Genomic DNA, 23,657 nt, shown 5'->3' with positions numbered 1-23,657 from the left:
GGCGATTCACATAGCCTAATGCGCGCCGCGCGGCGAAACGTCAAAATCGCGTCCGGGATGAGGGCACTACGATGACGATGGATCGCGTCGAACGGGTTTTCATCGCGACCGCGATGCTGGGTTTCCTGGTGATGCTGGGAGCGATCATATGGATGATGGTGGCTTGACGGATGGCTCGTTGCGCCAGGCCATCTCGCAGGGCTTGTCGCAAGCCTTGCCCTATCTCGGGATCGCCCTCTGCCTTGCCGTGACTGCGTGGCTGACCTGGAGCCGCCTGCTCTAAAGCATGATCCGGACCCGAAGGGCCGCGTTAGCGCAAAGTGCGAAGCGGTTTTCCGGAGAGATCATGCGTAAACAACAACCTAAAGCGCGCTGACGCTTCATCCCGATCTCATCGCGCTTCAGGCCGGATCGCCCTCCCCGCGAGCCGGCGCAACCGCAGCCAGTTCATCCCGGACGCGCTGCGCTCTTGCGATGTGCTCGCTATTGCGCAGTATCTTGAGGGCATCGCGAACCAGTTCGCGCGAAAAGGACAGGAGCTGTGCATCGCCTGTGCGGGCGGTGTAGATCATTCGAACCTCACTTGGATCATGAACGGGCTGCGCAATGGCGCGACGCTGCGCCTCACGTCTTGGGCTTCTCGATCAACCCGGTCAGGCCGCGGACCATCGCTGCGATGTCGATCGGCTTTTCCCACAGCACCACATCACGAAATTGTGGAGCAATGCTGACCTTCTCGTAGCCGGTCGTGAACACGAACGGCACCTGGCGCGCCCTGAGCTCCTGCGCAACCGGGAAAACCATCTCGCTGCGAATGTTCACGTCGAGCACTGCGCCGTCGAGAATGCCGCCGTCGTTGATGATCGGGAGCGCATCGTCGAGCTCGCCGACCGGACCGGCAACTTCCGCGCCCGCCGACCGCAGCGCACGGCTGATGTCATCGGCCAGGAAATACTCGTCCTCGACCACGAGGATGCGACATCCCGACAACGGGGCATTCCTGCGCGACAACGTTGGCGATAGTGCCATGTTTCCTCCAGCACCCGGCGATGGATAGGAACATAGGCCTCAAGGCCGTCTTGGTGCAAACGAAGCATTGAATGGCGGGTTCCATGAGCAACCGCGACATCATTGTCATCGGCGGTTCCTCCGGAGCCACGGCGCCGCTGAAACAGATCCTGGCAGATCTGCATCCGGATGTTCCAGCAGCCGTCTTTATCGTCCTTCACCTTCCTGCGCAGGGCATCGGCATCCTGTCCACCGTCGCCGCCGGCGCGGGCAGGCTGCCGGTGCATCAGGCCACAGACGGCATGAAGTTCGAGCGCGGCCATGTCTATCTCGGCGCCCCCGACCATCACTTGCTGTTGTCAGGCGATCATATTCGCCTCGGGCGCGGCCCGCGCGAGAACATGGTGCGGCCCGCGATCGACGCACTGTTCCGCTCGGCGGCCCTGCATCACGGCCCGCGCGTGATCGGGGTGGTGCTGAGCGGATTGCTTTCGGACGGGGCTGCCGGCCTCAACGCGATCAAGCGCTGCGGCGGAATGACGATCGTGCAGGATCCGTTGGAGGCGATCGCGGCGGAGATGCCGCAGCGCGCGCTGGAGGCGGCCACCGCCGACCTCTGCGTTCCCGCTGCGCGGCTCGGCGACGTCCTTTCCGAGCTTGCCCGGGAAGCGCCGGGGGCCGCGCTTCCGATCGCTCCGGATATCCGCCTGGAGGTGGAAATCGCCGCGGGCGAAAGGATCGGCTCCGCAATCCTGGCCGACATTGCCGATCCGGCGGCGCTGACCTGCCCCGCCTGCGGCGGCGTCCTTTCCGACGTGAAAGAGGCTCATCCGATGCGGTTTCGCTGTCAGGTCGGCCACGCCTACACCGCTGATGCCCTCGCCAAGGAGCAGGAAGGGCAAGTCGACGAGGCGCTCCGTGTCGCGCTCAGGATCATCGACGAGCGGGCCGAACTGGTGCAACGCATGGCCGCGGACGGCCGTCGCAACGGCAGACCCGCAATCGCCGAGATGTACGCGCTGCGCGCCGCCGAATATCGCGAATATGCCGACATGATCAGGCGCGTCGTGCTACAATCGCTTGATCTTCCGAACCGTTAGCGAGAGAGGTGAGCGTCGCCATGGCCGTTTCGCTTGCCGAGCGCGAGCAGCAGCTCCTCAATGAGCAGCGCCTTCTGGCGAAGGCTGACCTCGATATCGAGGAAGGCTGGCGGCGGATCCACAAGCAGGAAGACCGGGTCCGCGATCTGCAGGCCGGCGGTTACGATTCCGGGCAGGCGGAACGGCTGGTGGACCTGCTAAAGCAGACCCTGGTGGAATGGGAACGGCACCGCACCCTCATCATTCAGAGGGTGAATTATCTCCAACAGGAGGTCGATCTTGTGCCGCCGATCACCTAGTCCGGGCGATGGTCCGCGCGGCCATGCAGAGGCCCCCCCCCCCCGGAATCTAGGCTCGGCCAAGGCGAACGTTTTCCGCTTTTAGCTGTTAGGATCGCGTCGATTTCTGCTATTTGCAGAGACCGGAATCCGTTGGTCCGGGCAGCGAGAGTAGCGGCAATCATGGACGAAGTCGGCAAGGCACCGGGGGACGCGGAACCTCAGGCCAAGGCCCCTTTGATCATCGGCGTGGGGGCATCGGCCGCCGCGATCGACAGTATCGAGCGATTTTTCGCCAAGCTGGCATTGGGTGAAGACCAGGCGATCGTCCTCGTCCTTCAGAACGCCGAGGCGCTCGACGAGGCACGGTTGCGCAGCATCGTCCAGCGTGCCGACGGCGCGCGTTTCGCCGATATCCGCGATGCGATGGCGGTGCAAGGGGGCACGATCTATCACAGCCCGGCGGCCATGATCACCACGATCCAGGACGGGCGTTTTGCGGTGCGCAAGGCCGAACAGGGGCCGGGAGAGCGGGCCACCATCGACAGTTTCCTGGTGTCGCTCGCCGAAGAGCGCGCCGAGCAGTCCATCGGCGTTCTCTTGAGCGGGACCGGCGGCGACGGCACGCTCGGCGCCGCCACGCTAAAGGACCATGGCGGGCTTGCAATTGCCGAGAAGCTCGCCAGCGAGGAGTCCGACCATCTGGTCGACAGCAACAGACCGGCGGCGATCGCTGATTACGTCCTGCCGCCCGAGGACATCCCGGAGCACATCCAGGTTTATGCCCGCCATCTGCGGCGGCTCGAGGAGAAGCAGGGCTTCGACGAGGTCCTGGCTGCGGCGGCGACCTCGCTGTCGCGCATCGCCGACATCCTGCGCAACAAGACCGGCAACGATTTCCACGGCTACAAGCAGAACACCTTCCTGCGCCGCGTGCAGCGGCGCATGCAGGTCGTGCAGCTCGAGGAGATCACCTCCTATGTCGACTTCCTGCGCAACGACAAGGACGAGGCCCATCATCTCTTCAATGACCTCCTGATCGGCGTCACCGAGTTCTTCCGCGACAAGCGCGAGTTCGAGGTGCTCGAAACCCAGATCATCCCAAAGATCTTCGAGGGCAAGGGAAGCGGCCAGCAGGTTCGCGTCTGGGTGCTGGGCTGCGCCACCGGCGAGGAAGCCTATTCGATCGGCATCCTGCTGCGCGAGCACATGGCTACGCTCGATTCCTCTCCGCAGGTGCAGATCTTCGCGACCGACATCGACGGCCGGGCGCTCGCGACCGCCCGCGTCGGGCGCTACCGCATCAATATCGAGCAGGACATGTCTCCCGAGCGCCTGGCGCGCTGGTTCGTGCGCGAGGGCGACACCTATTGCGTGGTGAAGGAATTGCGGGAGATGTGCATCTTCTCCCAGCACAACGTGATCAAGGATGCCCCGTTCTCCAAGCTCGATCTCGTCTCCTGCCGCAACCTGCTGATCTATCTCAACGCCGAGCTTCAGAACCGGGTGATCCCGCTGTTCCATTTCGCTTTGCTGCCCGAGCGCTTCCTGTTCCTCGGCAATTCCGAGAACGTGACGCGGCACCCCAAGCTGTTTGCACCGGTCGATCGCCGGGCCCGCATCTTTAGGAAGCTCGATACCGGCACGCGGCTGCCGCCGGAATTTCCAATCTCGACCGCGGCCGGGCGCGCGCCGGTCGAGGTGCCGCCGGTCCGCTCGTTCGGGCCGGACGTGGGCCTCGAGCGCCGCGCCCAGCGCATCGCTGAGCGCTATGCGCCCGCCTACGTGATCACCGACGACAATTTCCAGATCCTGCATTTCTCCGGGCGCACCGGACGCTATATCGAGCCGACGGCCGGCGCCGCCTCGCTCGATCTGCTCCAGCTGGTGCATCGCGATCTCAGGCTGGAGCTGCGCACCGCCCTCTCCCGTGCATCGGAAACCAACGAGTCCGCCCAAGCCGAGCACGTCCAGCTCGGCGTCAACGGCCATCGCGTTCCCGTCGATATCACGGTGGAGCCGATCCAGGATGGCGCCGGCGGCCATCGCAATTTCATCGTCCTGTTCAAGGACGGCCCGGCGCAGGGCGCAGATGCTCCTGAGAACAACCCCGGTGCGCTGGTGCGGACCGAACATGTCGAGCGGCTCGAAGGCGAATTGCGCGCGACCCGCGAACGTCTCCAGGCGACGATCGAGGAGCTCGAAAGCACCAACGAAGAGCTGAAGTCCTCGAACGAAGAGTACCAATCGCTCAATGAAGAGCTGCAATCCGCCAACGAGGAGCTGGAGACCTCCCGCGAGGAGCTGCAATCTGTCAACGAGGAGCTGACGACCGTCAATGGCGAGCTGGCGCACCGGGTTCAGGAACTGACCCGCGCAACCAGCGACCTCAAGAACTTCCTCGAAAGCACGCAGATCGCAACCGTCTTCCTCGACAACGATCTCCGCGTCATGAACTTCACCCCAGCGATCACGCACATCCTGCATCTGGTCGAGACCGACGTTGGCCGCCCGATCGCCCACATCAAGGCGCGCATTCCGATCGAGGAGCTCTACGACGACGTGCGCCGCGTGCTGCGCACGCTTGCCAGCGCCGAACGCGAACTGACCGCACCCGACAGCGGCACGCGCTACATCGTTCGCATCCTGCCGTATCGCAGCATCGACAATTTCATCGCCGGCGTCGTGATCACCTTCATCGACGTCACCGCGGTCACCCGCGCAGAGGAGCGGCAGCGCCTTCTCCTCGCCGAGCTTCAGCACCGCGTCCGCAATACGCTGGGCGTGGTGCGGTCGATCGCGCGCCGCTCCGCGGAGACGAGCTCTACGGTCGAGGAATATGCCGCCCATCTCGACGGGCGTCTCAATGCCTTCGCGCGCACCCAGGCGCTTGTGACCCGCGATCCGGAGGGCGGCGTCGATCTCGAATATCTGGTGATCGAGGAACTACTGGCCTATAATGCCCATGAGGGCGAGCAGGTGCGCGCGTCCGGGCCCGCGGTCCGCTTCCAGCCGAAGGCCGCAGAGACGTTTGCGCTCGCAATCCACGAGCTTGCGACCAATGCGCTCAAATACGGCGCGTTGAGCCAGCCCGGCGGTCGGCTCGATATCTCGTGGCGCATCGACGGGGCCGTCGAGCCCCCGCAACTGCTGTTCGAATGGCGTGAGCGCGGCGGTCCGGCGGTGACACCGCCGCCGCGCAAGGGGTTTGGCACCGAGCTTCTGGAGCGCACCCTTGCGTTCGAGTTGAAGGGGCAGACGACCATGTCGTTCAACGCGTCCGGCCTCATGTGCTTGATCGCGATCCCCCTGGCCAGGCGCACCTTCCATACGCCGTCGATGGAGGGATGATGCGCTCTCACGGGACCGATGGCGGTATAGCGCAGGCGGTCCTCCGCCGCTTCAACGCCTTGCGCCCGCTGTCCGAAGAGGACGCCGCTGCGCTGGAACATGCCATTCTCGAAGGTCTGCTGCGTGCCGGGCCTGGCGAGGACCTGATCGCCGAAGGCGATCCCGTCGACAGCGTCCGCCTCGTGCTCTCGGGCTGGCTGTACCGCCACAAGACGCTGGAGGACGGGCGTCGTCAGATCGTCAACTTCATCCTGCCGGGCGAGACCTGCGACGCCCACGCTTATCTCCTGTCTACCATGGATCATTCGATTACGACGGTGACGCCGGTTGCCTACGCCGAGATCAAGCGCGCGCGCTTCGAACAGCTGATGGCGGCCCACCGCACGCTGGCCGAAGCTTTCATGTGCGAGACGGCGCTGAACAGCGCGATCCAGCGCGAATGGATCGTCAACCTCGGCCGGCGCGCGGCCTTCGAGCGCGTGGCCCATCTGTTCTGTGAAATCTTCGAACGGCTTCGACCCGTGGGACTGGTCGACGGCAACTCCTGCGCGCTTCCGGTGACCCAGACCGATCTGGCCGACGCCACCGGCCTGTCGGTGGTTCATCTCAACCGCACGCTCCAGGAGCTGCGGGCGACCGGCCTGATCATCCTGAAGGATCGCACCTTGACGATCGGTGATCTCGACGCGCTCAAGAATGCGGCGATGTTTCCGCCCGGCTATCTTCGGCGCTATCAGGTGAAGTGAACGATCCCGGCCGAAGCCTTCAATGCGACGGCTCAAGACGTCCGCCGATGCTTCAGACAGCAACACTGACCGAACCTGTCGGATCGAAATTCGCACAGCTCTTGCGTTGGTTCCGGGAGGAACGAGTGTGCCGGCATTAGCTTATGTTAAAGAGGACGCATCGCGGGAGCTTCGCGCGATGGGACCGATGCGAGTCGTGACGCCTCCAGGCGGAACGATGCCGCGCTCGATCCGCTCGCCCACGACGCCTGCTGGCAGCTCGCTGCGAAGCGGCAGAGAAAGGCCAATAACGCGCAACGTGAAGAGACGTGGCGCGAAAGCGCTGGTGAGCGACTGGCATTGGAGATCTGAGGATGCCACGTTACTATTTCGATCTTCGGGACGACGATGAGCTGGCCCTCGACGAGGAAGGTCTCGAGCTTTCCGGCCTTCGAGCAGCCCAGGTCGAGGCCGCCAAGTCATTGGCCGATATGGCGCGAGACGAGGCCTGCTCGTCCGCTCCCGTGAATGGCACGCGCCACATGGCGATCGAGGTCCGCGACGCCGGCGGCCCCGTGATGCAGGTCAGGTTCACTTTCGAGGTCGAGACGCTGAAGCATTGATGCAGCCCCGGGCGCCGCTGAAAGCCGGCGGTGGACCTCCGTGTCTTCACGCCTCACACCGGCGTGTAGATCACGAGCTTCAGCGCGGGATCGTCGTTGGCCTGGAAGCTCGTGTGCTCGAACCGGAGCAGGCCTTTGGTCGGATGGTTCATGGTCTTGAGGCCCGACGAGGTGCTGCGGATATCATGCGCCTCCCACCATTTGACGAATTCCGGACTGCCCTGACGCAGCCGCGTGAGCAGCTCGGTGAAGGCGGGATCGCCGGCCCAGACGTCGTGGGTGGCGCGGAACATCGCGACCATGCTCCTGGCCACATCGGTCCAGCTCGCGCCGTAGAATTTTCGCGTCTGCTTGTTGGTCAACACCAGCAGCAGCGTGTTGCGATCCTGCTCGGGCAACTGCCCGAACCCGAAGACCACCTCGGCCGCCTCGTTCCAGGCCAGCACGTCCCAGCGCCGCCCAGTGATGTAGGCCGGCTGCGTCAGGCTCTGGATCATCCGCTGGATCGGCGCCGGCACGGTCTCCCGCACGAAGGCGCCCCTGGCGCCATCGCGCGCCAGCGCCTTGAGATGCGCGTGCTCGGTCTTCGAGAGGCGCAGCGCGCGGGCCAGCGCGTCGATCGTCGTGACCGAAGGGCTGACGGTGCGGCCCTGCTCGAGGCGGATGTACCAGTCGACGCCGATGCCGGCGAGATGGGCGACCTCCTCGCGGCGGAGCCCTGCGGTGCGGCGCCGGCGGCCTGCCGGAAGGCCAACGGTCTTCGGTGACAGCTTTTCACGGCGGGACCTGAGGAAGTCGCCGAATTCGACGCGGCGTGGGTCAGCCATGATCAGTGTCCTCGATGGAGAGTCCAAATACTAGGATAATACCAGGCCCTCCTGATCCTTCAAGAGCGGCGCATCTTCGCTTCACCACACCTTGAGGTGCACGTCACGACAGCTGCCATGCTCGAATCCCCGGCTTCGCCGCTGCTGATCGAGAATGGCCACCGAACCGGTGCTCGACACCGGCGAGGCCATCGTCGACGTCGCGCCGCGCGCGTACTGTCTGGCCGTGCGCAACCGGCTCGCAATTCAAGCAACGACAACGCAGGCAACGCCAGGCATCCTTCGTGGAATAGACAGAAAGACGTGCGATATCGAAAGCGCGCGTCTTTCGATCCCTGTACAGCGGTCTCGGTTCGCAGGCCCTCGTGCACCGGCGCGCTTCTCGCGACCGGGCTGCCCGCGACCGGTGATCCGAGCGATCCAATGTGACCCTGCAAAGAACGAGGGCAGATGAACTGCACGGCCTTATCTCGGATGTCTCAAATCGTCGTTGCACGACATTGCGGCACATGGGTGCGGTGCTGTCTCCCCCTCGCTCTCTCCAAGGGAGACGAGAGAACTGGAGAATGATTTATGTCTGTCACGAACACTGGAATCGGTCGGCGAAGCTTCATTGCGACGTCGCTGATCGGTACTATGGGTCTCAGCTTTCCGTTCGCGGCAAGTGCGTCATCCGCACAAGTCGCTGAAAGCGCCGCAGGCGACACCCGCATCCGTGAGTTCACGATCAACATCCCAGACTCGGCCCTCGACGACTTGCGCCGGCGTATCGGCGCAACGCGTTGGCCCGATCGCGAGACGGTGCCCGACACATCACAGGGCGTGCAGCTCGCGCGGCTGCAAGCACTTTGCGACTACTGGGCCAATTCTTACGACTGGCGCAAGATCGAGAAGCGACTGAACCAACTGCCGCAGTTCATCACGCAGATCGATGGTCTCGACATCCATTTCATTCATGTCCGCTCGCGCCACCCCGGCGCGCTGCCCATCGTTATCACGCACGGCTGGCCGGGCTCGATCCTCGAAATGATCAAGACCATCGGGCCGCTGACCGACCCGGTGGCGCACGGCGCGCACGCGGACGATGCCTTTCACGTCGTCATCCCTTCGATTCCCGGCTACGGCTTTTCGGCGAAACCGCGCGAACTCGGATGGGGCCCTGAGCGTGTGGCTCGCGCCTGGGACGTGCTCATGAAGCGGCTCGGATACACCCGATATGTCTCACAGGGCGGTGACCACGGCTCGGTCATCTCCGACGCGCTTGCGCGTCAGCAGCCCGCCGGCCTATTAGGTATCCACGTCAATATGCCGCCCACCGTACCTGCCGAATACGTCAAGGGAATTAACGCCGGCGACGCGCCGCCTGTCGGCCTTCCGGAGCCAGAACGCGTGGCGTTCGAGACCTTGAGCAAGTTCTTTGCTCGAAGTGCGGCCTACGGGGCGATGATGGTGACGCGCCCACAGACGATCGGCTACGGGCTTTGCGACTCGCCTGCGACGCTTGCTGCATTCATGTACGAGAAAATCGCCGAGTGGACGGACAGCAACGGCGAGCCCGAGCGCGTGCTCACGAAGGACGAAATCCTCGACGCCATCTCGCTGTACTGGCTGACCGACTCCGGCGCGTCGGCGAGCCGCTTCTACTGGGAAAACAACAACAACAACTTCAGCTCCGCCGCGCAGAGGACCACGGAGATCAAGGTCCCAGTCGCGGTAACAGTGTTCCCCGCCGAGATCTATCGCGCGCCGAAGACGTGGACGCAGCGCGCCTATCCGACGCTGCATTACTTCAACGAGGTCGACAAGGGCGGCCATTTCGCAGCATGGGAGCAGCCACAGCTCTTCGCCGCGGAGATGCGGGCGGCATTCAAGTCGCTGCGTTGAGTAGGAGAACCGGTTGGCGCTGTGCTGGCGCCGGTCGAACTCGGCGGGACCTGGGGAAATCGCCGAATTCGACGCGGCGCGGGGCGGCCATGGTATCGCCCCCGGCGATGGAGGGTCTGGATAATACTAGGATAATACCAGGCCTTTCTGACCCGTCCGAGACGGCGCACATTTGCCTCATCCCATTTTGAGGTGAACATCATGAAAGCTGCCGTGCTCAAATCCTTCGGCTCGCCGCTGGCGATCGAGACTGCCCCCGACCCGGTGCTCGGCACCGGCGAGGTCGTCATCGACGTCGTCGCCACGCGCGTGCTGTCCTATATGAACGAGGTCTTCAGCGGGGAACGCAACTACGCGCTCGATCTTCCGATCATCCCAGGCCCGGGCGGCATCGGCCGGGTCCGCGCGATCGGCCCGGACGCGACCAAGCTTGCGATCGGCGACTGGGTGTTCTGCGACCCGACGGTGCGCTCGCGCGACGACGCCGTGGCGCCCGATATCGCCCTGCAAGGCCTCACCGCCGCCGGTCCCGGCGGCATGCGCCTGCAACAGCATTTTCGTCACGGCTCGTTTGCCGAGCAGATGCGCGTGCCGACGGAGAACGTCAAACGCCTCGGCACGATCACATCAGAGGAAGCGACGCAATGGTGCGCGCTGGGTACGCTGCTGGTGCCCTATGGCGGGTTCCTCGCGGCGAACCTTCAGCCAGGCGAGACCGTGCTGGTCAGCGGGGCCACTGGCAACTTCGGCAGCGCGGCAGTGTCCGTTGCGCTGGCGATGGGCGCAGCCTGCGTGGTGACGCCGGGCCGCAACGAAAAAATCCTCGCCGACCTCGTCCGCCGTTTCGGTGCCCGCGTGAAGCCGGTCAAGCTCACCGGTAACGAGGACGATGACCGCGAAGCCATGAAGCGCGCCGCGCCGGGCCCGATCGACTGCGTGTTCGACATCATGCCGCCCTCGGTGAGCCCGACTGTCGTGCGCTCGGCGGTCCTGACGGTGCGCGCCTATGGCCGCGTCGTACTGATGGGCGGCGTCGGCATGGCCGGCGGCGCAGGACTTGAGTTGCCCTACCCCTGGATCATGCGCAACTGCATCAGCATCCACGGCGTCTGGATGTATCCGCCGGATGCAGCGGCCCGCCTGATCGCGCTGGTGCGCTCAGGGCTTTTGCGACTGGAGGAATACGAGACGACGGCCTTCGACCTCGATCATGCCAATGAGGCGGTGGCGCATGCCGCGGCCAATGGCGGGCCATTCAAATTGACGGTCATCAGGCCGTAACTGGCCCGCCCGCCGCGGCGGTGCGCCGTCGCGGCGGATTTGCCCGGCAGGTCAAATGGCTGGGAGACATCACCCCCGCGCGTAGCCGGCAATCGCAGGCTACTGTGCATGGGGTTGTTTTCGCAGTTTTATTCGAGCTCGATCACCTGGCCGTCCGACAGCGAGACGCGCCGGTCCATGCGGCCGGCGAGCTCCATGTTGTGGGTCGCGATCAGCATGGAAACCTTGGTTGCCTTGACCAGCTGCATCAGGGCCTGGAAGACGTGATCGGCCGTGTGCGGATCGAGGTTGCCGGTCGGCTCGTCCGCGAACAGCACGCGCGGCGCATTGGCCACCGCGCGCGCGATGGCGACGCGCTGCTGCTCGCCGCCCGACAGCTCCGCGGGACGATGGGTGATGCGGTCGCCGAGGCCGAGATAACCGAGGATCTCCTTGGCGCGCTTGACGCTCTCGGACTTCTTCAGGCCGCGGATCATCTGCGGCATCATCACGTTCTCGAGCGCCGAGAACTCCGGCAGCAGCCGGTGCGACTGGTAGACGAAGCCGATATCGGTGCGGCGCAGCTGGGTGCGCTCGATGTCGGGCAACTGCGAGGTCGGCGCGCCGTTGACATAGACCTCGCCGGAGTCCGGCGCTTCGAGCAGCCCGGCAATGTGCAGCAGCGTCGACTTGCCCGAGCCTGACGGCGCCACCAGCGCGACCGACTGTCCCGCCCACAGCGCGAGCTTGGCGCCGTCCAAAATCGTCAGCGGCACCTCGCCCTGCAAGTACTGCCGCTTTATCTCGTGGAGATAAATGACCGGTACGTCTTCCGCCCCCTGCTGCTCCATCAGCCCCTCACTCGTACCGGAGCGCTTCGACGGGATCGAGGCGCGCGGCGCGCCAGGACGGGTACAGCGTCGCCAGGAACGACAGCGTCAGCGCCATGATGACGACCGCCGTGGTCTCGCCGATATCGATCTCGGCGGGCAGCTTCGACAGGAAGTAGAGCTCTGGCGAGAACAGCTCGGTGCTGGTCAGCCAGGACAGGAATTGCCTGATGGACTCGATGTTGAGACAGATCACGAGGCCGACGACGAACCCGACCAGCGTGCCGACCACGCCGATCGAGGCGCCCGTGATCAGGAAGATGCGCATGATCGAGCCCTGCGAGGCGCCCATGGTGCGCAGGATCGCGATGTCGCTGCCCTTGTCCTTCACCAGCATGATGAGGCCGGAGACGATGTTGAGGGCTGCGACCAGCACGATCATGGTCAGGATCAGGAACATCACATTGCGCTCGACCTGGAGCGCGTTGAAGAAGGTCGAATTGCGCTGCCGCCAGTCGACCAGGAACACCGGCCGTCCCGCCGCTTCCGTCACGGCCTGGCGGAAGGCGACGATCTGGTCGGGATTGGTGGTGAACACCTCGATCGAGGTGACGTCGTTGCTGCGGTTGAAATAGGCCTGCGCCTCCGCGAGCGGCATGAACACGAAGCCGAGATCGTATTCGGACATGCCGATCTCGAACACGGCGACGATCTTGTACGGCTTGATACGCGGCGTCGTGCCCATGGGCGTGACTGCGCCCTTGGGCGCCACCAGCGTGATGCTGTCGCCGGCATGCAGCGACAGCTGGTCGGCAAGGCGCCGGCCGATCGCGACCCCCTGCCCCTCGTCAAAACCCTCGAGCGAGCCCTGCTTGATGTTCTTGGCGATCGAGGTGAGGTTGTTGAGATCATCGGAGCGGATGCCGCGCACCAGGACGCCCGAGGCGTTCCACGGCGAGGACGCCAGCGCCTGGCCGTCCACCACGGGCGCGGCGAGCCGGATACCTTTCACCTGGCTGAGGCGGTCGGCAACGTCCTTCCAGTCCGTCAGCGGCGATTCCAGCGGCTGCACCAGGATGTGGCCGTTCAGCCCCAGGATCTTGTCGAGCAGTTCCTTGCGGAAGCCGTTCATGACGGCCATGACGATAATCAGCGTCGCCACGCCCAGCATGATGCCGAGGAACGAGAACCCGGCGATGACCGAGATGAATCCCTCCTTGCGGCGCGCCCGCAGGTAGCGCGCCGACAGCATCCACTCGAATGGCGCAAAAGGCGCGGTTTGCACGGTTTCAGTCATGGTCTCGTCCATCGCTCGATAATCCCATGATTCGGGGTCAATTGTGGCCGGATTGGCGGCCGCGATATCGGGCGATGAACAATATTCAGCCGACCAGGCTTATCAGCCCACAAGTCTTGCGACCGCGTCCGCAGGCGACATCGTCTCGCGGGAGCCGTCGCTGCGCCGCTTGATCTCGACCTTGCCGTCGGCGAGCCCCTTCGGCCCGATCATGATCTGCCAGGGGATGCCGATCAGGTCGGCGGCAGCGAATTTGGCGCCGGCGCGCTGGTCGGTGTCGTCGTAGAGCACGTCGACGCCCTTTGCCTGGAGCTCGGCATAGAGCTTCTCGCAGGCCGCATCGACCGCGGCATCGCCCTGCTTGAGGTTGAGCACCACCGCGCGGAACGGGGCGACGGCCTCGGGCCATTTGATGCCGGCATCGTCATGGCAGGCCTCGATGATGGCGCCTAACAGGCGCGAGACGCCGACGCCGTAGGAGCCGCCATGGATCGGCACGTCGACACCATCAGGGCCCGCCACCAGCGCCTTCATGGGCTCGGAATATTTGGTGCCGAAATAGAAGATCTGGCCGACCTCGATGCCGCGGGTGTTGACCCGCTTGTCCGCCGGCACTTCCTGCTCGAACCGGGCCGCATCGTGAACGTCTTCCGTCGCGGCATAGACCGAGGTCCACTGCTTGATGATCGGCGTCAGGTCGCTGTCATAGTCGACGTCTTCACCGGGCACCGGCAGGTCCAGCACGTCGCGATTGATAAACACGCCGGATTCGCCGGTCTCGGCGAGCACGATGAACTCGTGGCTGAGATCGCCGCCGATCGGGCCGGTCTCGGCGCGCATCGGAATCGCTTTCAGCCCCATCCGCGCGAAGGTGCGCAGATAGGCGACGAACATCTTGTTGTAGGCAACGCGCGCCGCCGCCTCGTTGAGGTCGAACGAATAGGCGTCCTTCATCAGGAACTCGCGGCCGCGCATCACGCCGAAACGCGGACGCTGCTCGTCGCGGAATTTCCATTGGATATGATAGAGATTCAGCGGCAGGTTCTTGTAGGACTTCACATAGGCGCGGAAGATCTCGGTGATCATCTCCTCGTTGGTCGGCCCGTACAGCAGCTCGCGCTTGTGGCGGTCGGCGATACGCAGCATCTCCGGACCGTAGGCGTCGTAGCGGCCGCTCTCGCGCCAGAGGTCGGCGAGCTGAAGCGTCGGCATCAGCACCTCGATGGCGCCGGAACGGTCCTGCTCCTCACGCACGATCTGCTCGATCTTCTTCAGCACGCGGAAGCCGAGCGGCAGCCAGGCATAGATGCCGGCGGCCTCCTGCCGGATCATGCCGGCGCGCAGCATCAGCCGATGCGAGACGATCTCCGCCTCTTTCGGATTTTCCTTCAGGATGGGCAGAAAGAACCGCGACAACCGCATGGCAACACTCTGGGAATCAGTGAGGGGTTGCAGTGAAACCGGATTGGGAGCGAAAACACAAGACCGGGAATCAGGAAAAGCCGCTAACGCAGCGGAATTCCTTGTCATTTTTCCGTTGCCTTCAGATTCAGCTTGAGCCGCAGCGGGACGCCTTTACGGCGCCGCCACCTCAAGATCGTCTTCCAGCGTGATCTGCTCGAAATCGGTCACCAGCGCATCGATCCGCACATGCCAGCGGCCGGCGAATGGCAGCTCGACCCGGCGCACATGCCAGTAGCCGTCCGGCCCGAGTGCGGCGGCCCGCGCCATCGGCTCGATGCCGCGCTCCGGCAGGCTCAGGGTCAACGTCACCTCCTTCGCCCCAAGCGGCGCCCCCTCGCCGGTCATGAGCTGGAGCACGAAGTCGTCGACGCCGGGCTTCCCCGGCGAGACCAGCACTTGGAACATCGCCTTGTCGGTGTGGATGTGGATCGCCAGCGGCGTCTCGGGAACAATGGTCCGCGGCGGCGGCGTGAAACGCCAGCCGGCAACGAGCGCGAAGATGCCGAGGGCGATGGCGCTTTCGAGCAGGATCGAACGTTTCAATGCAGGCGCGGCTTTCTCGTCCCGCGCCAGAGCCGACGTCAGCCGGAACCGATTGAGCGCGGCAAGCGCCAGCAGCAGGACGGCCAGACCAAGCTTGACCGACAGGATGGCCCCGTAACGCGTCTCAACCAGCGCAGACGGCCTTTCGAGCTGAACGATGGCGAGGCCAAGGCCGGTCAACGCCAATACACCGACGGCCAGCACGGCAATACGCGAAAAGCGGTTTACGACCGGCAGTGCCGCAGTCGCCGGCTTCGACACCAGCGCGGCGAGCGGCGCGAGGGCCCCGATCCAGAAGGCGACGCCGAGGCCATGGAGGAAGATTGCCGGCCGCAGCAAGACCTCGGGCGGTGCCGTCGCGGCGTGTCCAGTCGCGGCGAGTGACAGGCCAACACCGATGAATGCGATCATCGCAAAGGCGCGCGCATACCATGCGCTGCGCAGCGCCATCATCGCGAACAGCATCGATGCGACCGCAATGAGTAGCGCGGGGCCGGCGCTGGTCGCGAATGCGACCTGCCAAGGGGCCGCCGTCACGAGCGCCGCTGGCGGCAGGCCAAGAAGGTCGAGGCCCTGCAGGCCGAGAGAGACGATCGCGCTCGGAATGCCGATGATGAGCGCCATGAACGGCACTGTCGTGCCCGTCATCGACCATGCAATCCAGCGTGCGAAGAACACGCCGCCGACGCCGACGAACAGGCCGAGATAGAGACCGATCCGTGCCAGCCAGATCAGCGCGTTCAATTCGCCGTCCGCACGGGCGGGCGGCTTCGTCGCCGTCGGAGCACCGACCGAGAAGATCACCGATCCCGCGCCGGGATGGCCGTCCTGCGAGGTCACGCGATAGCTGACCACGGCCGTTCCCTGCGGCAGGTCCGGCGGCATCACAACCGAAATGGCCTCGCCCGATGCCTCGATGCGCGCGTCGTCCCGCGTCCGGCCCGCGCCGTCGATCAGCAGAATTGCGCCCGGCGTCACCGCTTCGTTGAAGCGCAGCTCCACCGCCCTCGGCGCGGTTTTCAGAATGCTGCCGCTCGCCGGGTCGACCGAGACGAGCGCGGCATGCGCCGACGCGCCGGTTGCAAAGCCGGCAACGAGGAACAGCGTCGCGAGCGCGGCGAGGAGGCGCATCAAGATTTGGGCAGCAGCTTCACACCAGGCGCCGGCGACTTGCCCTCGTGCGAATGCCCTGCCCCTTCCGCCGGAATTTCGATCCAGCGGCTGACGCCGGTCTCGCATTCCTGGACCACGGGGAAATACAGCGTCGTGTTCGGCTTGAGCGCGTCGGTCAGCACCGTGTGCATGACGAATTCGTCATAGTTCTTGTCCGCCAGCTTGCCACCGGACCATGCAACCTCCTTGACGCCGGAGGAGAGCTTGTTGCCGTGATAGTCGTACTCGGCGGCATATTTGCCTTCGACAACATCAATGGTCCAGCCCGCCTTCGGCATCGGCTTCACCGCGATCACCCCTTCCGGGACCTGCACGCGGATCTTGACCGTCGGCGAGCCCGCGCAGCCGTGAGGTACCGCGAACACGGCCTTGTAGGACGCCCCGACGGTGGCCTGTTTGCTCTCCAGAAAGACATGCGCCGCCGCGGGCGAAGCGGCGAGCACGCCAGGAAGAATGAGCCAGGACATCTTCAGCATCTTCGTTCTCCCGGAAGCAAGATCATGCTCGTCACATTTTCATTCCCGAATGGTCGTGCATCTTCTTCATCATCTGCCCGCCATCGCCCGGCGCCTGCGCGCCAACGCCCTGCACGTCCAGGGAGACGGCGACCTTGCCGGCCTTCTCGAACTGAAGCGTCACCGGAATCTTGTCGCCCTGCTTGAACGGCCCCTTCAACTCCTGGAGCATCAAATGATTGCCGCCGGGCGCCAGCTTCACGGTCTTGCCGGGATCGATCACCAGCCCCTTATCGAGCGGGCGCATCTTCATCACGCCATTGTCCGTCGCCATCTCGTGAACCTCGGCCTTGCCCGCGATATCGGCGGAAACGCTGACCAGCCTGTCCGCGGCCGTTCCCTTGTTCTCGATGGTCAGATATCCGCCCGCGACCTTGGCGCCGCCCGGCGTCGCGCGGCTCCACGCCTGCGAGATGACGAGATCGCCGGCCTTGACGTCCTCGGCACGGACGGGGGCGGCGAACATTGCGGCGGAGAGCGTTACGAGCGCGAGGATGCGTGAGAGCTTGGTCATGTCATTTGCCTTTCTTGTCGTGAACATTGCCCCACCCGTCAGAACGTGTACTTGCCGGCGAGAACGAAAGTTCGCCCCGGAAACGGATGGAACAGGAAGTACTGCTCGTTGAAGAGATTATCGATGCCGAAGTCGAATGCGAAGTTCTTCGTCGCGTTATAGTGGATCTTCAAGTCCACAACGAAGAAGTTATCGAACGCGCCATAGACGTGGGAGATGCGATCCGTGTTGTCCAGCGTCGAGTACTGCTTGCCGCTGTAGCGAGCGGCAACTGTGTAGGCCCAATTCTCGTTCGGCCGGTAGGTCACGCCGAACTTAGCGCGCCAATCTGGGACATAGGGGACGCGCTTGCCGACTGCGGTGGTCGGCACGTTCGTCAGCGGGTCCCTGCCAGCCCAGCCCGCGTCCGCCAGGATTTTGGAGTCGACGTAGGTCACGCTGCCGAAGACTTGCAAGCCCTCGATGATGACATTGTCCTTGTCAGCAGATAATTCCACACCTTGCATCCTGATGGCATCGACGTTGCTGAATGTCGTCGCACTCTGGGTGGCGTTGATCATGTTGGTCTGAGCGATGATCGCGTCGTTGGTCCGCTCTCTGAACAGGGTCAGCCTGACACGGCCGTCATTCCAGTGACGCTCGACGTTGAGTTCGCCCGTGAAATCCTGCTCAGGCTTCAGGAAAGGATTGGCGACCGTAATCGTGTTGCCGACCGTGACGTTCTGATAGAGCTCGAGAACCGTCGGATACCGATTAGCCTCGCCGAAATTGACCGTGATGTTCCAATCCTTGTTCGGATCGTAGGACAGCGAAGCTTTCGGCGAGAAATTCGTCGAAGCAAGACCCGGCTGGTTCTTTGTGAACGACGAGGTAATGACACCTGCCCCGTTCGCCAGAGTCACGATGTTCTGACCATCGAGCGCTTGCCAGGTCTCAAGCCGCCCGCCCAACGTCAGTTTCAGATTGGGTTGGAGTTTCCAGGCGTCCTGAAACCAGAGCGCGCCGGTGCGGGTTTCGCCCTGACTGTTCGCGTAGACCTGTCCCGTGCTCGTCGAAGCCTGATACCAGACCGTCGAACCATAAGTCGGATTTTCCAGGCGATACCGGTCGCCATGGACGCCAAAGCTGACCTCGTGCGCCCCACCGTAACCGAACGGCCGCCAGATGCCCTTGGCATCGGCGTTCTGCCAATTGGTGCCGTCCATATGCTGGATCTTGCCGTTCTGCGAGAAGCCGACGCCTGACGTGACCGTGTAGGGATTGAGCTGCGTGTCCTCGAGATAGTTGTAACTCGAGGCGGACAGATCAAAATCGAAAATGCCCTTGGTGTCGCTCTTGATCACGACCGCGTTGCTCATATGGGTCTGGTCCCATATGTACTTGGCGTTCGCGAAGGTCGTGATGCCATTGAAGGTCGGCAGTCCCGTTGCCGTCGACCGCAGATAGGTCTGCGGATCCGATACCTGGTGGTTGTTCCAGATACCGAGCGAATAGGTTGCCTGCACCAGCGGCGACAGATCGTAGGCCAGCCGCAGATTGGCTGATGTCTGCTGCGAATGGGCGAGAACGCCGGTGCCGACGACGTCGGCTTCCTGACCGACCTTGTTCTTGGCCGGGAAAGCACCGATCGTGCCGGCCGGGATTGTTGCGCTCGTCGTGTAGGTCAGCGGCTGCTGGTAGCTGTCGAGATAATTTGCGCTGACGAGCCAGGACAGCTTGCCATCGCGATTGCCTGCGGCGGCGCTGGTCTGGCTGGTCACGTAGGTGTCCTTGGTGCCGTATTGAATCCACGGCATCACGGACACGGTTTCCTTGGCGACCGCGAACGGCTTGTCCGGCATCTTTGACGAGATCAGCAACACGCCGCCGATCGAGTTGCCGGGATAGGCGGCCGCGAACGGACCGTTGAGGTAATCGACCCGTCCGATCGCTTCCGGCGAGATCAGGTTCCACCTCGGCGAGGAGTTCGTGTTGTTGTTGCCGATCAGCGCCGAGATGAGGAGGTCATCGTAATAGATCAGCGTGCGCGCGCTGGAATTCACGCCCCAGCTTCGCGTCGCCAGCACCGCCTGGTTGTCGCCGTCGTTGCGCTTCCGCACGAACAGGCTCGGCATGTATTTGACGGCGTCCTCGGGGTCCTTGAGGTTGATCGTCTCATCGACCTCCTTTGCCGTAATGCCGACCGAGCGCTGCGGCAATTGATAGCGCGCCACGGCAGCCGGCGGCTCCAGCGACGGCCGGGTGCTGCCCGCCCCCTGCTCGCCCGTGACGATGGGAGTTGCCCGCTCGCTGGCGGGCTTCGACGACAGGCCCCGAGCGGCAGTCGTCTGCACCGACGGCTTGCGCGGCTTGGGCTTCACGGCGGCGGGTGCATCGACGGTAACCGGCGGCAGCACGGCGCTGCTCTGGGCGAAAACTCCGCTCGACGACGCAAGCAGTGCCGCCTGAACGGCAACGACGCTCACGCCGCGGCGGGCATGACAACGTAACATGGGGCATTCCTGACGCCGGCTTTCTTCCCGGCTGTTCGACAGCATCGATCGCCAGCGGAGGAGCCGCGGCGGCGGTGGAGGTCGTCAGGAAATTCGAGGAGGTGCGCGCGCCTGGGCGCTTGAGCCCTTGTGGGCGAGAACGGCCGATACGTCCGCCACGTGCCACACCACGCGTTCAGCGTGGCGGAAGGGAATGGCGAACGCCGGCTGCGGCGGCGAATCGAGCGATGCGTTCGCCTGCGCCAGACAGCAGAGTGCACAGGCACCGGCATGCGCGGTCGGCGAGCCGGTCTGGCCGCCACCCTGGTCGCCCGCGCTATGGCAGATGACAGCGGCGGACAGCGGATCGGCAACGGCCTGGCCTGCCGCGAGACAAGCGGCAACCGGCGCCAGCACCTGCATCACAAGGGCGAGTAGGACCAGAGGTAAGAATTTTTGCAGCCGCGCGCGCATCCACCGAACCGTTCGTTCGTGCGCTAACTAAACACCGCGCCGGCACCCGAGTCGAGGTCAGTTCCGCCGCTGGCTTGGCCCAGCGCAAATTTCGAGAAATCTGTGATCGGAGCCCCCTCCCGCGGGACAGGGTCCGGCATTTGAGGCAGCCAAACCACCCCCAGACATCCACAGATTTCTTATATTTGTCATATGCTTAGATGGCTAAAAGCCCGATCATTGCGTCAACTGCTCTTATTTTGAACAATCGTTGCCGAAAATGATGACAAGTGAGAAAAGTTGATCTAGCATCCTCTTGCTCAGGCGCTGACCGCGAGGTCGAGGCCTGGTGGTCCAAGTCTCGGGAGGAGCCCCTGGCGCGCAAAACGCAGCGTCGCCCCGTCAATCAAGATCAAATCTTAAGATCGGGGATAATAGGGTCGACACAATTTTTGAGCGGGGCCAGGGCCCCGCTCTTTTTTTGCCCGCATGGCTTCAATGGCGATGAATGCTTCCCCCAATCCGATCGAACAGAGTTTTGAGATCGCGGCACAGCGCTGCGCCGACCGCCCGGAACATCGGTCGCGTTTCCGGATGTCATACGCCGGCATTCCGGCCTGACGCTTTGCGCTGCCGCACCTCGCGCGAGCTGTTCATCGCCTTCTTCGCCATCACACCAACGCGCGGGCAGCAGCGACGCTGCGGCCGATTGCAGATTGAGTGCCAACAACTCTTGTGAGAGACTTTCGGACATCGGCCGCGCAAGCAAATGACGCGCCGACGACAAAATATATGGGAGCGAGCGATGTCCGGGACGAAAGATTTCTCGACGACGAGGCGCGATCTTCTTCAGGCGGCAGCGACCGCCGGCGCCGGGGCTGCCATCCTCGGCAGCATGGGCATAAATCCGGCGCTGGCCGCCGAAGTCGGACGCAGCGAGAAGCCGCTGAAGGCGGCGTTTTCCAACGCCGGCCTCCAGGCCACCTGGTGCGCACAGGGCAAGCAGGCGGCGGAATTCTGGGGCAAGCTGTTCAACGTCGAGGTCACCTGGTTCGACGGCCAGCTCGACGCGGTGAAGCAGCGCGCGGCGATCGACAACATGGCATCCCAGAAATGGGACTTCGTCGCGATCCAGGCGTTCGGCATCGGCACCCTCACCCAGCCGGTGCAGAAGATGATCGACGCCGGCACGCCCGTGATCGACATGGACACGCTGATTGCCCCGCTCGACCAGATCAACGTCCACTCCTTCCTCGCCCCCGACAACGAGTTCATGGGCGCCTCGGTGACGCAGGCGCTGTGCAACGCCATGGGCGGCAAGGGCAAGATCATCATGACGCAGGGCGCGCTCGGACATACCGGCGCGCAAGGAAGGGCCAAGGGCTTCAACTCGGTCGTCAAGCAATTCCCGGGGATCGAGGTGCTCGACACCCAGCCGGCCGACTGGGACGTGTCGAAGACCGCCCGCCTCTGGGAAACGTACCTCACGAAATATCCGCAGATCGACGCGGCGTTCTTCCACAATGACGACATGGCGCTTGCCGCGGCCAACATCATGAAGGCGCGGGGCCGCACCAACATCCTGATCGGCGGCGTCGATGCCATGCCGCCGGCGATCCAGGCGGTCAGCGAGGGCCGCATGTTCGCTACCGTCCGCAATCCATCCTGCCGCATCCATGGTGGCGCCATCATCGCGGGCGTCTCCGCGGTGGTCGGCGGCGAGAAGAGCGGACAGGGAATCCCGAAGAACGTCGTCACCGACGGTCCGGTCGTGACCAAGGCCAACGCGCCCGGCATGCAATGGATGGAAGACCACTTCCTGATCTGATGCGAGAGGATCGTTCGCCCATCCTTGAACTGAAGGGTATCACGAAGAGCTTCGGCGGCGTCGAAGCGCTTCGTGGTGTCGACTTCGCGCTTCTTCCCGGCGAGATCCACGGTCTCGTCGGCGAGAACGGCGCCGGCAAAAGCACGCTGATGAAGATCATCGCGGGCGTGCACACCGAGTTCTCCGGCCGCTTCCTGATCGGCGGGCAAGAGACGCATTTCCGCTCGGCCCGCGACGCGCACGCGGCCGGCATCGCCATGGTGCATCAGGAGCTCTCTGTCGCCCCCGACCTCACGGTCGCGGAGAACGTCTTCCTCGGCAACCAGCCGACCAACCGTCTTGGCCTCGTGCAATGGCGGCGGATGGCGCGCGAGGCCGGCGAGCAGCTCGCCCGCTTCGGCATCGACGTCGATCCGATGTCCAGACTCGGCGACCTCCCGATCGGGCTGCAGCAGCTGATCGAGATCGCCCGCGTGCTGTTCTCCGGCGCGCGCATCGTCATCCTGGACGAGCCGACCTCCGCCCTCTCCCCGCCCGAGGTCGAGCGTCTCTTCACAGCGCTCCGGCGGCTGCGCGAGGACGGCACTGCAATCGTCTTCATCTCGCATTTCATCGAGGACATCCTGCTTGTCTCCGACACGGTGACCGTGTTTCGCAACGGGCGGAAGGTCGCGGAAACCGCGAGCGCGGCAACCAGCAAGGGCGCGCTGATCGAGGCCATGATCGGCCGCGGCGGCGAGGCGCTCGAGCACAGCTATACGGACGACCTGATGCTGCCGCAGCCACGCGACAGCACGGTGGTTCTAAAGGCCGATCAGCTGTCGCTGGCGCGCAGCCTGAAGGACGTCTCCTTCGAGGCGCGCGCCGGCGAGGTGCTCGGCATCTACGGCTTTATGGGCTGCGGGCAGCAGGAACTGTCGCGCATCCTGTTCGGCAAGCTGAAGCCGGACAGCGGCACGCTGGCGGTCGACGGCACGCCCAAGACCTTCGCCAGCACGGCGGCGGCGCGTCGCGCCGGCGTGGCGCTGGTGCCGGAGAGCCGGCGCGACATGCTGTTTCACCAGGAGCCGGTCTACAAGAACATCTCGATCAGCATTCTCGACCGCATCTCGTCCCTGCTGCTCAAGCCCACACAGGAGCGCGACATCGCCAAGCGTCAGGTCGAGCAATTGCAGATCAGGCCGCCCGTGGTCGGCCTCGATCTCGGCATGCTCTCCGGCGGCAACCAGCAGAAGGTCGCGCTGGCAAAATGGCTGACCTACCCGCCAAAACTGCTGGTGCTGTGCGAGCCGACCCGCGGCATGGACGTCGGCGCCAAGAACGACGTCATCAACATCGTCCGCGACCTCCGCGCCAGGGGGCTCGCGATCATCGTGCTGTCGACCGAGCCGGAAACGGTGCTGTCGCTGGCCGACCGCATCCTCGTGCTCAAGCGCGGCGCATTGGTGCGGGAGTTCAAGAACGAGCCGGTCAGCAAGGACCGCCTGCTGGAAGCGGCGTGACGGAGAAGCAC

At 64.2% G+C, this 23,657-nt stretch carries 21 protein-coding genes; 10 read left to right on the top strand and 11 right to left on the bottom strand.

The features are described from left to right. Window positions 1-148: 148 nt before the first annotated feature. Complete coding sequence (locus GGD63_RS40535; RefSeq protein WP_283811911.1) at window positions 149-283, top strand: hypothetical protein; 135 nt, start codon at window positions 149-151, stop codon at window positions 281-283. A 118-nt stretch (window positions 284-401) separates the two neighbouring features. Here the strand turns inward: GGD63_RS40535 and GGD63_RS00370 are convergent, their stop codons facing one another. Then, window positions 402-572, bottom strand: a complete 171-nt coding sequence (locus GGD63_RS00370; protein ID WP_183238941.1) for a hypothetical protein — start codon at window positions 570-572, stop codon at window positions 402-404. A 52-nt stretch (window positions 573-624) separates the two neighbouring features. After that, window positions 625-1,029 (bottom strand): response regulator, encoded by a 405-nt coding sequence (locus GGD63_RS00365; RefSeq protein WP_183238940.1) that lies wholly within the window; start codon window positions 1,027-1,029, stop codon window positions 625-627. An 83-nt stretch (window positions 1,030-1,112) separates the two neighbouring features. On the opposite strand from GGD63_RS00365, the gene GGD63_RS00360 reads away from it, so the two are divergent. The 5 genes from GGD63_RS00360 to GGD63_RS00340 all read left to right on the top strand — a co-directional run bounded on the left by GGD63_RS00360 (window position 1,113) and on the right by GGD63_RS00340 (window position 7,085). After that, window positions 1,113-2,108: a chemotaxis protein CheB gene (locus GGD63_RS00360; RefSeq protein ID WP_183238939.1), complete on the top strand. Its 996-nt coding sequence runs from the start codon at window positions 1,113-1,115 to the stop codon at window positions 2,106-2,108. Between the two features lie 20 nt (window positions 2,109-2,128). Continuing rightward, window positions 2,129-2,407 carry a hypothetical protein gene (locus GGD63_RS00355; RefSeq protein WP_183238938.1) on the top strand — a complete coding sequence of 93 codons (279 nt, stop codon included), beginning with the start codon at window positions 2,129-2,131 and terminating at the stop codon, window positions 2,405-2,407. 162 nt (window positions 2,408-2,569) lie between these two features. After that, complete coding sequence (locus GGD63_RS00350; protein WP_183238937.1) at window positions 2,570-5,737, top strand: CheR family methyltransferase; 3,168 nt, start codon at window positions 2,570-2,572, stop codon at window positions 5,735-5,737. Next, on the top strand, window positions 5,734-6,483 hold the full coding sequence (locus GGD63_RS00345) for a Crp/Fnr family transcriptional regulator (RefSeq protein ID WP_183238936.1): 750 nt from the start codon (window positions 5,734-5,736) through the stop codon (window positions 6,481-6,483). Before GGD63_RS00350 ends, GGD63_RS00345 begins: the two co-directional genes overlap by 4 nt. A 353-nt stretch (window positions 6,484-6,836) precedes the next feature. After that, the gene (locus GGD63_RS00340; protein WP_183238935.1) at window positions 6,837-7,085 is read left to right on the top strand and encodes a DUF6894 family protein; all 249 of its coding nucleotides are present in this window, start codon (window positions 6,837-6,839) and stop codon (window positions 7,083-7,085) included. A gap of 53 nt (window positions 7,086-7,138) precedes the next feature. Here GGD63_RS00340 and GGD63_RS00335 read toward each other — a convergent pair whose 3' ends face one another. Continuing rightward, a complete protein-coding gene (locus tag GGD63_RS00335) occupies window positions 7,139-7,912 on the bottom strand; it encodes a helix-turn-helix transcriptional regulator (RefSeq protein ID WP_183238934.1) in 774 nt (257 codons plus the stop codon). Window positions 7,913-8,485: 573 nt separating this feature from the next. Here GGD63_RS00335 and GGD63_RS00330 point away from each other — a divergent pair. Beyond that, window positions 8,486-9,796, top strand: a complete 1,311-nt coding sequence (locus tag GGD63_RS00330) for an epoxide hydrolase family protein (protein WP_183238933.1) — start codon at window positions 8,486-8,488, stop codon at window positions 9,794-9,796. Window positions 9,797-9,997: 201 nt separating this feature from the next. Continuing rightward, entirely contained in the window at window positions 9,998-11,077 is a 1,080-nt protein-coding gene (locus tag GGD63_RS00325; RefSeq protein WP_183238932.1) for a zinc-binding alcohol dehydrogenase family protein, read from the top strand. A 128-nt stretch (window positions 11,078-11,205) separates the two neighbouring features. Here the strand turns inward: GGD63_RS00325 and GGD63_RS00320 are convergent, their stop codons facing one another. The 8 genes from GGD63_RS00320 to GGD63_RS00285 form a co-directional block, all read right to left on the bottom strand. Beyond that, a complete protein-coding gene (locus tag GGD63_RS00320; protein WP_183238931.1) occupies window positions 11,206-11,907 on the bottom strand; it encodes an ABC transporter ATP-binding protein in 702 nt (233 codons plus the stop codon). A gap of 7 nt (window positions 11,908-11,914) precedes the next feature. Beyond that, window positions 11,915-13,195 (bottom strand): lipoprotein-releasing ABC transporter permease subunit, encoded by a 1,281-nt coding sequence (locus GGD63_RS00315; protein ID WP_018642337.1) that lies wholly within the window; start codon window positions 13,193-13,195, stop codon window positions 11,915-11,917. Window positions 13,196-13,285: 90 nt separating this feature from the next. After that, entirely contained in the window at window positions 13,286-14,605 is a 1,320-nt protein-coding gene (gene proS, locus GGD63_RS00310) for a proline--tRNA ligase (RefSeq protein WP_183238930.1), read from the bottom strand. 153 nt (window positions 14,606-14,758) lie between these two features. Continuing rightward, complete coding sequence (locus GGD63_RS00305; protein WP_183238929.1) at window positions 14,759-16,321, bottom strand: CopD family protein; 1,563 nt, start codon at window positions 16,319-16,321, stop codon at window positions 14,759-14,761. Next, a complete protein-coding gene (locus tag GGD63_RS00300) occupies window positions 16,321-16,839 on the bottom strand; it encodes a YcnI family protein (RefSeq protein WP_183238928.1) in 519 nt (172 codons plus the stop codon). The genes GGD63_RS00305 and GGD63_RS00300 overlap by 1 nt, the downstream gene beginning before the upstream one ends. Before the next feature lie 31 nt (window positions 16,840-16,870). Continuing rightward, the gene (locus GGD63_RS00295) at window positions 16,871-17,392 is read right to left on the bottom strand and encodes a copper chaperone PCu(A)C (RefSeq protein WP_183238927.1); all 522 of its coding nucleotides are present in this window, start codon (window positions 17,390-17,392) and stop codon (window positions 16,871-16,873) included. Between the two features lie 38 nt (window positions 17,393-17,430). After that, the gene (locus GGD63_RS00290) at window positions 17,431-19,884 is read right to left on the bottom strand and encodes a TonB-dependent receptor (protein ID WP_246785328.1); all 2,454 of its coding nucleotides are present in this window, start codon (window positions 19,882-19,884) and stop codon (window positions 17,431-17,433) included. Window positions 19,885-19,968: 84 nt separating this feature from the next. Beyond that, window positions 19,969-20,337 carry a DUF2946 domain-containing protein gene (locus GGD63_RS00285; protein ID WP_183238925.1) on the bottom strand — a complete coding sequence of 123 codons (369 nt, stop codon included), beginning with the start codon at window positions 20,335-20,337 and terminating at the stop codon, window positions 19,969-19,971. A gap of 784 nt (window positions 20,338-21,121) precedes the next feature. Here GGD63_RS00285 and GGD63_RS00280 point away from each other — a divergent pair. Both GGD63_RS00280 and GGD63_RS00275 read left to right on the top strand, forming a co-directional pair. After that, entirely contained in the window at window positions 21,122-22,144 is a 1,023-nt protein-coding gene (locus tag GGD63_RS00280; RefSeq protein WP_183238924.1) for a sugar ABC transporter substrate-binding protein, read from the top strand. Further along, window positions 22,144-23,646, top strand: a complete 1,503-nt coding sequence (locus tag GGD63_RS00275) for a sugar ABC transporter ATP-binding protein (protein WP_183238923.1) — start codon at window positions 22,144-22,146, stop codon at window positions 23,644-23,646. The genes GGD63_RS00280 and GGD63_RS00275 overlap by 1 nt, the downstream gene beginning before the upstream one ends. Window positions 23,647-23,657: the final 11 nt, after the last annotated feature.

The organism is Bradyrhizobium sp. cir1 (assembly GCF_014198245.1).
Classification (GTDB): Bacteria; Pseudomonadota; Alphaproteobacteria; order Rhizobiales; family Xanthobacteraceae; genus Bradyrhizobium.
The sequence above is the reverse complement of the archived record's forward strand: the minus strand, read 5'-3'. Positions and strand labels throughout refer to the sequence as shown.